The following is a 12,606-nucleotide window of genomic DNA, read 5'->3' as shown; positions in this document are numbered from 1 at the left end:
TGCGATGCCGGTCGCCTTGAAAGAGCTTGTCGGCTTGATTGATTCGGCTGGTCAGATCAGCCAAGAATGCGTCTGAGCCAGGCACCGATATCATCGACTTCCTCCTGGCATATCGAGTGAGGCATCATGTATTCATGCCATTCCACGTTGTAGCCAAGCGACTTCAGGATGTCGCGCGACTTTTCAGCCAGGGCGATCGGAATCACGGGATCGTTGCGGCCGTGGACCAGGAAGATGGGCGTGTCGTGGTTGGCGCTGTTGCGCTCAGCCGGCACCGACTGGTTCAGGGGAAGATACCCCGACAGGCAGAGCAGCCCGGCAAGCTTTTCAGGATGACGCAGCCCGGTTTGCAAAGTCATCGCGCAGCCTTGCGAGAAACCGGCCAGGATGATGCGATGCGCAGGAATGCCACGCTCCTTTTCCCTGGCGATCAGGGTTTCCACCCGCGCCTGCGATTTGCGCAGGCCGGCCATGTCTTCCCGCTGGCCGAGATCGAGTCCGAGTATGTCGTACCAGGCACGCATCACATAACCGTTATTGACGGTCACCGGCATGGTGGGCGCGTGGGGGAAGATAAACCGGATTGGAGGGCATCCATTGAGATCAAGCTCACGCACGATGGGCACGAAATCATTGCCGTCGGCACCCAGTCCATGCAGCCAGATCACGGAAACGGAAGGATTCGGCGCGGTTTCAATTTCAATGGTTTCCAATAGGGAGTCGCTCATGCGCTTGCCTCAAGTGTCGCCGCTTCCAAGGGAAGCGATGCTCATTTCTGTCGAATGGCGGATTTTGGCCGAAACGCCTTGCAGACCTGTTCGTCCGTTTCGATGTACGGTCCGCCGATCAGGTCGATGCAATAAGGAACGGCAGCGAAGATGCCGGGCACGATCTGCTTGCCATCGGCATCCTTCAAGCCTTCCAGCGTCTCCCTGATGGACTTCGGCTGGCCGGGGAGGTTCATGATGAGCGCCGCGTGATCCGCGGTTTCACGAATCACCGCCACTTGCCTGGAAAGGATGGCTGTCGGCACGAAGCGCAGGCTGATCTGGCGCATCTGTTCGCCGAATCCCGGCATTTCCTTCGTGGCTACTGCCAACGTGGCTTCCGGCGTGACATCGCGCCGTGCCGGACCCGTGCCTCCGGTCGTCAGCACGAGATCGCAGCCGGTTTCATCCACCAGCTCGATGAGCGCCTTCTCGATCTGTGCCCGCTCATCTGGTATGAGGCGGGTTTCCATTTTCCATGGACTTGTCAGGGCGGAAGCGAACCAGTCACGCAGTGCCGGGATGCCCTGATCTTCGTAGACGCCGGTGGAGGCCCGGTCGGAGACCGACACCAGACCGATCAGCAACTCATCGGGATTATTCCTGGTCCGTGCCGTCATCGTCATTCTCTTCAGCCGAAGGCGCCGCTGCAGCGCCGGAGGCTTGCAATTGCTTGAGGATCTGGAAGATTTCGCGATAGGCCTTGGGCGGTTTGCTTTCCGCCTGCTCCTTGCGGGCATTGCGGATCAACGTACGGAGTTGCTGTACGTCCACCTCAGGATGTCGCTCTTTCAATTCCGTCAGCGCGTTATCGTCGGCCAGCAGCTTGTCGCGGCGCTTCTCCAGTGCGTGCATGGCGGCTGTCTCTGCCTTGGAAGCGCCTTTCCAGCTATCGATCACCTTCTGTATCGCTGCGATTTCATCCTCTTCGAGCAAGCGCATTTTCTTGCCGACAAACTGCATCTGCCGCCGGCGGCCTTCGTGATCCTTGATCTTCTGGCATTCGAGAATCGCTTCCCGCACGTCTTCCGGCATCGGTACGCGCATGACGCGTTCCTTGGGTTGGGAAACCAGTTCTTCGCCCAGAACCTGGAGCGCTGTCGACTCGCGCTTGAGCTGGGATTTGGAAGGGCGATCGTACTGTTGTTCAAATTCGCTCGACTTGAAGCCGACCGCACCTCTATTGGGATTAACCATGATGAATCAGAGCCATTCTGTAAACGACTGATATGATAACTGTTTTAAAACGAACTCCAAAAAAAACGCCCATGAGCACCTCCGACTTTACCCATAGCCACGATCAACTGAAGCAGCTTGCCGAAGACGTCCTGCGTTTCGCCAGGGAAAAAGGTGCTTCTGACGCGGTGGTGGAGATCAGCGAAGGTAGCGGTCTGTCGGTCTCGGTGCGCAAGGGCAATATCGAAACCATCGAGCAGAACAAGGACAAGGGAATCGGCGTCACGGTTTATTTGGGCGAGGCCGGACATGTCCGCCGCGGCAATGCCAGCACTTCCGACTTCTCGCCGCAATCGCTCAAGGATACGGTCGACGCGGCTTACAACATCGCCCGCTTCACCGCGGAGGATGACTGCGCCGGCCTGCCGGATGAAGACATGCTGGAGATGCAGCCGCGCGACCTGCAACTGTTCTATCCCTGGAATATCGGCACAGAGGAGGCGGTCGAACTGGCCAAGCGCTGCGAGGCCGCTGCCTTTGCGGTCGACAAGCGCATCACCAACAGCGAGGGCGCCAGCGTCTATGCGCAGCAGTCGCATTTCATCTCGGCCAATTCACGCGGATTCATCGGCGGCTATCCTTATTCCCGCCATACGATCTCGGTGGCGCCGATTGCAGGCAAGGGCGCCAACATGCAGCGCGACGACTGGTACACCTCGTCCCGCGACCCTGCAAAACTGGCCCGTCCCGAGGATATCGGACGGTATGCGGCAGAACGCGCGCTGGCGCGCCTGAATGCCCGCAAGCTTGATACGCGCAAATGCCCGGTCCTGTTCGAGGCGCCGCTCGCGGCCGGACTGGTCGGCGCATTCGTCCAGGCGATTTCCGGCGGCGCGCTGTACCGCAAGTCCAGCTTCCTGATCGATTCGATGGGCCAGCGGGTCTTCGCTCCGCATATCCAGGTGCTGGAGGATCCGCACGTCCTCGGCGCCGTCGGATCGTCGCCGTTCGATGAGGAAGGGGTGAAGACCGTCCGGCGCGATGTCGTCAGGGACGGCGTCGTGCAGGGATACTTCCTGTCCACGTATTCGGCGCGCAAGCTGGGAATGCAGACCACCGGCAATTCCGGCGGTTCGCATAATCTCTACTTCACTTCCTCGCTCACGACGCCAGGCGACGATTTCAATGCCATGCTGCGCAAGCTCGATACCGGCCTGCTGGTCACGGAATTGATGGGGCAGGGAGTGAATTACGTGACAGGCGATTATTCTCGCGGCGCGTCCGGTTATTGGGTAGAGAACGGCGTGATCCAGTATCCGGTCGAGGAGATCACGATCGCGGGCAACCTCAAGGAAATGTTCCAGCAGATCGTGGCGGTGGGTGCCGATACCCTGGTGCGCGGAACCAGGGAGACCGGTTCCATCCTGATCGCCAACATGACTGTGGCGGGAAGCTGAGACGTTTCAAGAAACGCGCGACATTAAAGAAATGAAAGAGGCCATGGGCAGTGATCGCTGCCCATGGCCTCTTCTTTTGAGTCGTTTCAATCGTTTTAGCGGTGTCCGCGGGCGCCCGGCGCATCATGCCTCCGGGGGCGCATGCGTCACCTCATGCAGTCGGCTTGTGTGCGGTATTCAACTGCATGGCCGGCTGCTGATCAAGAACCTGTTCGGGTGCGTTGGCTTCCTCGTCGGTTTCCTGATTGAGATGCTTGTGCAGTTGGGCCATGTCGACGTCGCCGGTCCACTTGCCCACCACGACGGTTGCCACGCCATTGCCGATCAGGTTGGTCAGCGCACGCGCTTCGGACATGAAACGATCGATGCCGAGAATCAGGGCCAAGCCCGCGACAGGCACGCCGCCCACGGCCGACAAGGTCGCCGCGAGAACGATGAATCCGCTTCCGGTAATGCCCGCGGCTCCTTTCGAGGTCAGCAGCAGTACGGCGAGCAGGGTCAGCTGCTGCGTCAGCGTCATTGGCGTGTCGGTGGCCTGCGCAATGAAGACCGCGGCCATTGTCAAATAGATAGACGTGCCGTCGAGATTGAACGAGTAACCGGTCGGAATCACGAGGCCAACCACCGACTTGCGCACGCCAAGGTTTTCAAGCTTGGCCATCATGCGCGGCAGGACGGATTCGGATGAGGATGTGCCGAGAACGATGAACAGTTCTTCCTTGATGTACTTGATGAATTTCCAGATCGAGAAGCCGTGGAGCCTTGCAATCAGGCCGAGCACCAGGAAGACGAAGATCACGCAAGTCAGATAGAAGGTCGCCATCAGCTTGCCGAGGGACAGCAGGGATCCGACACCGTACTTGCCGATGGTGAATGCCATCGCGCCGAAGGCGCCGATCGGCGCAAACTTCATCACGATGCCGACAATGCCGAACAAGACATGGGAAAGCTTTTCGATGAAGTCGAACACGAACGTCCCGCGGCCGCCGAACTTGTGCAATGCGAAGCCGAACAATACCGAGAACAGCAGCACCTGCAGAATGTCGCCCTTGGCGAAGGCATCGACTACGCTGTTGGGAATGACGTTGAGCAGGAAGTCGGTGGTCGACTGCATCTTGCCCGGACCGGTATAGGCAGCAATGCCCTTGGTGTCGAGCGAATTGGGATCGACATGCATGCCGCTTCCCGGTTGAACGAGATTGACGATGACAAGGCCGACCACCAGGGCGATGGTGCTGACGATCTCGAAGTAGAGCAGTGCCAGGCCGCCGGTCTTGCCGACCTGTTTCATGTCCTCCATGCCCGCAATGCCGACGACCACCGTACAGAAAATGATCGGTGCAATGATCATCTTGATGAGCTTGATGAAGCCATCGCCGAGCGGCTTCATGTCGGCGCCCAGCGCGGGATAGAAATGACCGAGCAGGACGCCGATAACGATGGCGGTCAGCACTTGAACATACAGCGAATGATAGAAAGGTTTTTTTTGCATTTGAATTCACGCGGGAGGGTGAGTGCGGAAGCGGCTCGCAGATGACACGGTAGTGTTGTCCGTTGTGGCATGAGGAGATGAGGCGAGCCGAAAGCTAGGCCGCGATTGTGCTGTTTCTTACAGGGGTCTTACAATTGTGGATATCCCGCACGGCATGCTGGACAGGACGAGCGCTGCGGCGCTTCGTGCGGCATGGGCATCAGGCATCATGCCTGCCCTCGGCGCTCGCCTGCAGACGTGAAAATTAATGCGGCTGCTGTTCGAAATTATTCATCGCATGCCAAAGCAGGAATGCATGGGTGATTTTCATGTCGGCATGCGGCTTCCCGCCGGTTTTGCAACAGCCGCAAGTCCTTCTCAGTATTAGTACTTAAGCGCACACACTTCCATGTCGGTTTAGTATTGCACCCGGCGTATTTGATCACCTAGAATCGCTAGGCTCGCAGCCAGGCTATCCGCCAGGCAAGGAACCCAATCAGGAATCAACCGAATATTCCATCCACCAGGAGACTAAATGGAACGTCGTTCGTTTATAAAAAAAGCCGCTGTCGGCGCATCCGTCGGAGCGGTAGCCGCGCCAGCGCTGGCACAATCCCAGCCGACCATCAACTGGCGTCTCGCATCCAGCTTCCCCAAGTCGCTGGACACAATTTACGGCGCAGCCGAGACATTTTCCAAGCGCGTATCGCAGCTCACGGGCGGCAAGTTCAACATCCGCGTATTTGCCGGCGGCGAGATCGTCCCCGCGCTGCAAGTCATGGACGCGGTGCAGGCTGGCACAGTGGAAATCGGCCATAGCGCTTCCTACTACTACTTCGGCAAGGATCCGACATTCGCCTTTGACGGCGTGGTGCCTTTCGGCCTCAACTCCCGCCAGCAGACCGCATGGTGGGACCAGGGCGGCGGTCGCGACCTGACTCGCGAGTTCTTCAAGGACTACGGCATCATCAACTTCATGGGCGGCAACACCGGCGCACAGATGGGCGGCTGGTTCCGCAAGGAAGTCAAGACGGTGCAGGATCTGAACGGCCTGAAAATGCGTATCGGCGGCTTTGCCGGCCGCGTGATGCAAAAGCTTGGCCTCGTGCCGCAGCAGATCGCCGGCGGCGACATCTATCCCGCTCTCGAAAAAGGCACCATTGACGCCGCCGAATGGATCGGTCCGTACGATGATGAAAAGCTGGGCTTCAACAAGGTGGCTCCGTTCTACTACACTCCGGGCTGGTGGGAAGCCGGTCTGCAGGTTTCCTTCTATGTCGGCATCAAGGAATGGGAAAAGCTGCCGAAGGAATACCAGGCGGCTGTCGAGGCGGCGTCCTACGAGTCACACGTCACCATGCAGGCCGAATACGACGCGCGCAATCCGGCCGCGCTCGCCCGCCTGCTGAAGAACGGCGTCAAGCTGCGTCAGTTCTCCAAGGAGATCATGGAAGCCTGCTACAAGGCGACCAATGAAGTCATGGAAGAAGAAGCCGCCAAGAACGCCAAGTTCAAGAAGGTCTATGAACCCTGGAAGCGTTTCCGCCAGGATCAGAACCAGTGGTTCTCGGTTGCCGAGGTCCCGCTGCAGAACTTCATGATCACCCGGAAGTAACATGGCATTTTCGTCGTGGCAAAAATGCCATGGCAAACCCGCAGCCGGCATGCTGCGGGTTTTTTTATTTAAAATTCTTGCATTTCGGTAAGTGCGCCCGGAGCCTAAACAAGGTTTTTATGGCATGCTTCGGGGTGGCTTGGTACGGTCAGTACCAGCGTGAAATTCCGTAGCGACAGTGTGCATTGTTTGGCCACGTCATGTTTGATGCATCATCCAACAGGAGACAACATGGAACGTCGTTCCTTTCTAAAAAAAGCAGCGGTAGGCGCCACCGTCGGCGCGATGGCAGCCCCGGCACTTGCCCAGACTCAGCCGACCATTAACTGGCGTCTGGCCTCCAGCTTTCCCAAATCTCTCGATACTTTGTTCGGCACCGCCGAAGTCTTCAGCAAGCGCGTAGCGCAGCTGACAGGCGGCAAGATGAATATCCGCGTGTTTGCCGGCGGCGAAATCGTTCCGGCGCTGCAAGTCGTCGATGCGGTACAGAACGGCACCGTGGAAATGGGTCATACTGCTCCGTATTACTATTTCGGCAAGGACCCGACATTCGCCTTCGACTGCGCGGTTCCGTTCGGCATGAACTCCCGCCAGCAGACCGCATGGTTCGACCAGGGCGGCGGCCGCGACCTGCTGCGCGAGTTCTACAAGGACTACGGTGTCATCAATTTCCTCGGCGGTAACACCGGTGCCCAGATGGGCGGCTGGTTCCGCAAGGAGATCAAGACCCTCAATGACATCAAGGGCCTGAAGATGCGCATCAGCGCCTTCGCCGGCAAAGTCATGGCGCCTCTGGGTCTCGTACCGCAGCAGCTGGCCGGTGCCGACATCTATCCGGCACTGGAAAAGGGTACGCTGGACGCGGTCGAATGGACCACGCCTTATGACGATGAAAAGCTCGGCTTCTACAAGGTCGCACCCTACTACTATGCTCCGGGCTGGTGGGAAGCCGGCGCGCAGCTGTCCTTCTACATCGGCATCAAGGAGTGGGAGAAGCTGCCGAAGGAATACCAGTATGCGATCGAGGCCGCTTCCTACGAGGCGCATGTCACCATGCAGGCCGAATACGATGCGAAGAACCCGGCCGCACTGGCCCGCTTGATCAAGAACGGCGCCAAGCTGCGTTTCTTCTCCAAGGAAATCATGGAAGCCTCCTACAAGGCCGCTATGACCACGATGGAAGAAGAAGCATCGAAGAATGCCAAGTTCAATAAGATCTGGGAGCCATACAAGCGCTTCCAGCGTGATCAGAACCAGTGGTTCTCGGTGGCGGAAGTGCCGCTGCAGAATTTCATGACCAGCCGCAAGTAAAACCGTATTCAGCTTGCAGCACCGCAAGCTTCATCTTCAGCCGCTTTCATGCCCCTGCGTGAAAGCGGCTTTTCTTTCTTCTTCTTCTTCTTCTTCTTCTTCTTCCGTTGCCTTGTTCGGGCTTGCTCCAGCCGCTCAAAAATTGAATTGCAACTGCAAGGGGGCGTCATCCCTTACCTTGGAGCGCATTCGTCCCGACCAGACTGATGATCCCAAAAGATTTGTCCCCAGGACAAGGCGTGGTAACGGGACATGGCGGGCTCGGCACCCCCGGTCATGGCAAGGAACACTCTGCGTGCCAGCACAACGCCCTACCATGGGCAAATGTTCCGGCCTCAGTAATAGAGGCAAGCCTGAAACGCCCTGACGGTTCGCGGCGGCGCATGACTTGAGCAGAATGTTCTTTAAGCCAGAGGTTTGAGCAGTTCAATAAAAAGCCCCGCTGGGCTAACCATGCGGGGCAGTGATTGTGTACGGAATATTTACTTCTTTTCCGTATCGGTCGAGAAGTTCAGTTGCGGTTCTTCGCTGCTATTGCTGCCGCTGCCGCCTTCCTTGTTTTCTTCGGTCGAGAAGTTCAGGTTGGGGGCGTTGCTTTCAGTTCCGCTATCAGGCGATTCCTGCGTAGGAATATCGATCCTCAGTTCGATCTGTTCTTTCATATCGGTCTTTTCCGCAATCGAAACGATGTCCGGGAAGGCGATGATCAAGGTCACCATGATGATCTGAATTAGCACGAAAGGCACGGAGCCCCAATAAATATCGGACGTCTTGACCTCTTTCGGCGCGACCGACCGCAGATAGAAGAGGGCAAAACCAAACGGGGGATGCATGAACGATGTCTGCATGTTCACGCCAAGCAGGACGCCGAACCAGATCAAGTCAATGCCAAGCTTTTCCGCAACCGGACCGACCAGCGGTACCAGGATGAAGGCCAGTTCGAAGAAATCGAGGAAGAACGCGAGGCCAAAGAAAAGCAGGTTGACTACGATCAGGAAGCCCATTGTTCCGCCTGGCAGCGATGTCAGCAGGTGCTCGACCCACAAGTCACCATTGACTGCGCGGAAAGTCAGGCCGAACACGCTGGATCCAATCAGGATGAACAGCACGAAGCAGGACAGTCGTGTAGTGGAGTCCATCGCTTGCTTCATCAGCGACCAGGACAGGCGACGGTTCAGCATGGCGAGAACCAGTGCGCCGAATGCGCCCATGCCGCCGCCTTCGGTTGGTGTTGCGATACCGACGAAGATGGTACCCAGCACCAGGAAGATGAGGGCCAGCGGAGGAATCAGCACGAACACGACTTTTTCGGCCATGCGCGAGAGCATGCCGAGTTTGAGGGTGCGATTGATCAGTGCGAGAGCAAAGGCGATAGCGATGCCAACAGCTGCCGAATAGATGCCGACCTCGTCGCCAGCCGCATTCGGATGCCTGGCGCCATAGTAAGAGGCGAACGCGAACGACGCGCCTACGGCAAGGACAAGAAGCGCCAGCAGGGAGACCACGCCGCTGTTGCCGTTCGGCTCGCGCAGGTTGCGGGCTTCAGGCGGCAGTGCGGGAACGAAGTGCGGCTTGAAGATCGATACCGCTGCCACATAGCCGGCATACATTGCGGTGAGCAAGAGGCCGGGGACAAAAGCCGCTTTGTACATGTCGCCGACGGAGCGGCCGAGCTGGTCGGCCATCACGATCAGCACCAGCGAAGGCGGAATAATCTGTGCCAGGGTGCCCGAGGCCGCAATGACGCCTGTGGCGATCCGCTTGTCATAGCCGTAGCGGAGCATCACGGGCAATGAGATCAGGCCCATCGAAATTACCGAAGCCGCGACCACGCCGGTTGTTGCCGCGAGCAGCGCACCGACAAAGATGACCGCATAGGCGACACCGCCGCGAATCGGGCCGAACAGCTGGCCTATGGTGTCGAGCAGATCTTCGGCCATCCCGGAACGTTCTAGAATGAGGCCCATGAAGGTGAAGAAAGGGATCGCCAGCAATGTGTCGTTGGCCATGATGCCGAAGATTCGGTTAGGCAGAGCCTGCATCAGTTCAGGTTTCAGCAAGCCGAGTTCGATCCCGAGCAAGCCGAAGAAGAGGCCGTTGGCCGCCAGCGCGAAAGCTACCGGGAAGCCCGATAGGAGAAATACCACCAAGGCGCCGAACATGATCGGCGCCATGTTTGCGATAAGAAACTGCTCCATTTATGTGTCTCCGACGATCAGTTGAGTTTGTTTGCGGCTTTGATCGCCTCGATTTCTTCCTGGGGCGTGCTTCCATGCTTCTCGAAGGCGCTAGCGTCAACCACGCCGCGCAGGAAGCCGATGCGCTTGATCAGTTCGGAGATGCCTTGAAGAGTCAGCAGCAGGAATCCGACAGGGATGAGGAGCTTGGCCGGCCAGATGATAAGGCCGCCGGCATTGCTCGACACTTCCTGGTTCTGGATCGAGAGCCATGCGTAGGGAATCGCATAGTACAAGATGATCAGCGTCATCGGCAGCAGGAATACCAGGAAGCCGAAGACATCTAGCCAGACCTGGGTTCTCTTGGAAAAAAGGCCGGAGATCACGTCGATGCGGACGTGCTCGTTACGGCGCAGCGTGTACGAGGTGGCAAGCAGGAAGATCGCTGCAAACAGATACCACTGGATTTCCAGCCAGGCGTTCGAACTGGTATTGAAGGCGTAACGGACAAGAGCATTGCCGGTGCAGATCAGTACCGAAACGAGAAGGGCCCAGCTGATGCCGCTCCCTATTTTTTCATTGAGGGTATCAATGAATCTCGATAACGAGAGTAAAAAAGACATGATTTTGTCTCCGTGAATGAAAAATCATTGCTGCCGGCCGCATAGTTTTTATTGGTACGGTCCGCGTCGCGCGAATGTGCAATTTGTAGCGAAAAGTAAGGCTGCTTTTTAGGCTCGGGCAGTATATGTCATTTCAACTTGCAAACGAACACCTCACGCTGGCCTGCACAATACTTTTCATGCAGCCAGGCAAAAGCCGCAGGTTTTTTTCACTTTTCGAGTAGAAGTGCCTACGTGGTATTACTGAGCCGAGGAGGGCAAGGCGGGAGAAAGGCATGGAATACGGGATGGAGCGTTTGCGCGGACTCGATCCTGATTTGCGGCGAGCCGCTCTTGACGGCATGTGAAAGCAGTTTCGGAGCGCTTTCCTGGCACTTTGCTAACGCAACTGCCAGCTTATATTGATTTTACGATGAGGGTACATGCCAAGCCGTCATCAAGCATTGCGACTGCGGCTGGTTGACAACGGTGGCATCAGTAGTGGCAGGGGCGGTGCGTCGCAGCCACTGCGAAGCACCGCCGATACGGCCGGCAGCTTACGACGTCGGCGTCCGGTCAGCCGAGCAGATTGCGGACATGCGCAATTGCAGCGCGGACCTGCGCGGGCGCGGTACCGCCGATATGATTGCGGGCCGCGACTGAACCTTCGAGAGTCAGCACGCCGAATACGTCGGCATCGATCAGGCCGGAGAATGCGCGCAGCTCATCCAGGCTGAGGTCGGTCAGGTCGCAGCCGCGCTGCTCGCAGGCCCGCACCGCATGGGCGACCGCTTCGTGCGCATCGCGGAAAGGCAATCCCTTCTTCACCAGATAGTCCGCCAGATCGGTTGCCGTGGCATAACCCTGCAGTGCGGCGGCGCGCATGGCATCCGGCTTGACGGTGATGCCGCGCGCCATGTCGGCGAAGATGCGCAGCGTATCGGTCAGGGTGTCGACCGTGTCGAACAAGGGCTCCTTGTCTTCTTGGTTGTCCTTGTTGTAGGCCAGCGGCTGGCCCTTCATCAGCGTCAGCAGGCCGATCAGATGGCCGTTGACGCGGCCGGTCTTGCCGCGGGCGAGTTCGGGCACGTCCGGATTCTTCTTCTGGGGCATGATCGACGAGCCGGTGCAGAAGCGGTCGGCGATGTCGATGAAGCCGACGCGCGGGCTCATCCAGATCACCAGTTCTTCCGACATGCGGGAGATATGCGTCATCACGAGTGCGGCGGCGGCACAGAATTCGATGGCGAAGTCGCGGTCCGACACCGCATCCAGCGAATTGCGGCAGACGTCATCGAAGCCCAGCGTCCTGGCCACGCGTTCGCGGTCGATCGGGAAGGTGGTTCCCGCCAGCGCGGCGGCGCCCAGCGGCAGGCGGTTGACCCTCTTGCGGCAGTCCGCCATGCGTTCGGCATCGCGATTGAACATTTCCACATAGGCCAGCATGTGATGGCCGAAGGTGATCGGCTGGGCCACCTGCATGTGGGTGAAACCCGGCAGGATGGTGTCGGCATGCTGTTCGGCCAGATCGAGCAGCGCCAGGCGCAGGTCGCGCAGCAGTCCGGCGATGTCGTCGATCGCGGAACGCAGGTAGAGGCGGATGTCGGTCGCCACCTGGTCGTTGCGCGAGCGGCCGGTATGCAGTCGCTTGCCGGCATCGCCGACCAGTTCGGTCAGGCGTTTCTCGATGTTCAGGTGGACATCTTCCAGGTCGAGCAGCCATTCGAACTGGCCGGAAGCGATCTCGGACTGGATCTGCGCCATGCCGCGCTGGATGGCGGCGTAGTCGTCGGCGCTGATGATGCCCTGGTGCGACAGCATTTCCGCATGGGCGAGAGAGCCCTGGATGTCGGCGTCGGCCATGCGCTTGTCGAAGAATACCGATGCGGTGTAACGTTTGACCAGGTCGGAGACCGGTTCTGAAAAGCGTGCCGACCAGGCCTCGCCCTTTTTGGAAAGTTGTGCTGTCATGATGTGAGTCCCGGAGAATCCGTGATTATAAAACAAGCGCCGGCGCCCATGCCGCTCAA

The 12,606-nt window shown here is 58.3% G+C and carries 11 protein-coding genes; 4 read left to right on the top strand and 7 right to left on the bottom strand.

The features are described 5' to 3' along the window. Positions 1 to 56: 56 nt before the first annotated feature. The 3 genes from FH061_RS06800 to yjgA are packed head-to-tail and all read right to left on the bottom strand — an operon-like array spanning position 57 to position 1,964. The gene (locus FH061_RS06800) at positions 57 to 728 is read right to left on the bottom strand and encodes an alpha/beta hydrolase (protein WP_151634312.1); all 672 of its coding nucleotides are present in this window, start codon (positions 726 to 728) and stop codon (positions 57 to 59) included. 41 nt (positions 729 to 769) lie between these two features. Next, positions 770 to 1,387, bottom strand: a complete 618-nt coding sequence (gene mog, locus FH061_RS06795) for a molybdopterin adenylyltransferase (protein WP_151634310.1) — start codon at positions 1,385 to 1,387, stop codon at positions 770 to 772. After that, positions 1,365 to 1,964 (bottom strand): ribosome biogenesis factor YjgA, encoded by a 600-nt coding sequence (yjgA, locus tag FH061_RS06790; protein ID WP_151634308.1) that lies wholly within the window; start codon positions 1,962 to 1,964, stop codon positions 1,365 to 1,367. The genes mog and yjgA overlap by 23 nt, the downstream gene beginning before the upstream one ends. A gap of 71 nt (positions 1,965 to 2,035) precedes the next feature. Here yjgA and pmbA point away from each other — a divergent pair, with 71 nt between their 5' ends. Then, on the top strand, positions 2,036 to 3,400 hold the full coding sequence (pmbA, locus tag FH061_RS06785; protein ID WP_151634306.1) for a metalloprotease PmbA: 1,365 nt from the start codon (positions 2,036 to 2,038) through the stop codon (positions 3,398 to 3,400). 151 nt (positions 3,401 to 3,551) lie between these two features. Here the strand turns inward: pmbA and FH061_RS06780 are convergent, their stop codons facing one another. After that, positions 3,552 to 4,892, bottom strand: coding sequence for a dicarboxylate/amino acid:cation symporter (locus tag FH061_RS06780; RefSeq protein WP_151634304.1), 1,341 nt, complete (start codon positions 4,890 to 4,892; stop codon positions 3,552 to 3,554). Positions 4,893 to 5,406: 514 nt separating this feature from the next. On the opposite strand from FH061_RS06780, the gene FH061_RS06775 reads away from it, so the two are divergent. From FH061_RS06775 to FH061_RS30330, 3 genes are all read left to right on the top strand, one after another. Further along, positions 5,407 to 6,486, top strand: coding sequence for a TRAP transporter substrate-binding protein (locus FH061_RS06775; protein ID WP_151634302.1), 1,080 nt, complete (start codon positions 5,407 to 5,409; stop codon positions 6,484 to 6,486). Positions 6,487 to 6,717: 231 nt separating this feature from the next. Continuing rightward, positions 6,718 to 7,797: a TRAP transporter substrate-binding protein gene (locus FH061_RS06770; protein ID WP_151634300.1), complete on the top strand. Its 1,080-nt coding sequence runs from the start codon at positions 6,718 to 6,720 to the stop codon at positions 7,795 to 7,797. Between the two features lie 48 nt (positions 7,798 to 7,845). Beyond that, positions 7,846 to 8,004: a hypothetical protein gene (locus tag FH061_RS30330; protein ID WP_192804947.1), complete on the top strand. Its 159-nt coding sequence runs from the start codon at positions 7,846 to 7,848 to the stop codon at positions 8,002 to 8,004. Between the two features lie 275 nt (positions 8,005 to 8,279). Here FH061_RS30330 and FH061_RS06765 read toward each other — a convergent pair whose 3' ends face one another. The 3 genes from FH061_RS06765 to argH all read right to left on the bottom strand — a co-directional run bounded on the left by FH061_RS06765 (position 8,280) and on the right by argH (position 12,547). Next, positions 8,280 to 9,995, bottom strand: coding sequence for a TRAP transporter large permease (locus FH061_RS06765; protein WP_151634298.1), 1,716 nt, complete (start codon positions 9,993 to 9,995; stop codon positions 8,280 to 8,282). Positions 9,996 to 10,012: 17 nt separating this feature from the next. After that, a complete protein-coding gene (locus FH061_RS06760) occupies positions 10,013 to 10,597 on the bottom strand; it encodes a TRAP transporter small permease subunit (RefSeq protein WP_151634296.1) in 585 nt (194 codons plus the stop codon). A 555-nt stretch (positions 10,598 to 11,152) separates the two neighbouring features. Further along, the gene (gene argH / locus FH061_RS06755) at positions 11,153 to 12,547 is read right to left on the bottom strand and encodes an argininosuccinate lyase (RefSeq protein WP_151634294.1); all 1,395 of its coding nucleotides are present in this window, start codon (positions 12,545 to 12,547) and stop codon (positions 11,153 to 11,155) included. Positions 12,548 to 12,606 lie beyond the last annotated feature (59 nt).

The organism is Noviherbaspirillum aerium, from assembly GCF_008929045.1.
Classification (GTDB): domain Bacteria; phylum Pseudomonadota; class Gammaproteobacteria; order Burkholderiales; family Burkholderiaceae_D; genus Noviherbaspirillum; species Noviherbaspirillum aerium.
Note: the sequence above shows the minus strand (reverse complement) of the source record. Positions and strands in the feature narration are given on the sequence as shown.

Bases quoted from the DNA above. Each gene is read 5' to 3' on its own strand.
- FH061_RS06800 (WP_151634312.1), bottom strand. From the start codon at position 728: ATGAGCGACTCCCTATTGGAAACCATTGAAATTGAAACCGCGCCGAAT.
- mog (WP_151634310.1), bottom strand. From the start codon at position 1,387: ATGACGGCACGGACCAGGAATAATCCCGATGAGTTGCTGATCGGTCTG.
- yjgA (WP_151634308.1), bottom strand. From the start codon at position 1,964: ATGGTTAATCCCAATAGAGGTGCGGTCGGCTTCAAGTCGAGCGAATTT.
- pmbA (WP_151634306.1), top strand. From the start codon at position 2,036: ATGAGCACCTCCGACTTTACCCATAGCCACGATCAACTGAAGCAGCTT.
- FH061_RS06780 (WP_151634304.1), bottom strand. From the start codon at position 4,892: ATGCAAAAAAAACCTTTCTATCATTCGCTGTATGTTCAAGTGCTGACC.
- FH061_RS06775 (WP_151634302.1), top strand. From the start codon at position 5,407: ATGGAACGTCGTTCGTTTATAAAAAAAGCCGCTGTCGGCGCATCCGTC.
- FH061_RS06770 (WP_151634300.1), top strand. From the start codon at position 6,718: ATGGAACGTCGTTCCTTTCTAAAAAAAGCAGCGGTAGGCGCCACCGTC.
- FH061_RS30330 (WP_192804947.1), top strand. From the start codon at position 7,846: ATGCCCCTGCGTGAAAGCGGCTTTTCTTTCTTCTTCTTCTTCTTCTTC.
- FH061_RS06765 (WP_151634298.1), bottom strand. From the start codon at position 9,995: ATGGAGCAGTTTCTTATCGCAAACATGGCGCCGATCATGTTCGGCGCC.
- FH061_RS06760 (WP_151634296.1), bottom strand. From the start codon at position 10,597: ATGTCTTTTTTACTCTCGTTATCGAGATTCATTGATACCCTCAATGAA.
- argH (WP_151634294.1), bottom strand. From the start codon at position 12,547: ATGACAGCACAACTTTCCAAAAAGGGCGAGGCCTGGTCGGCACGCTTT.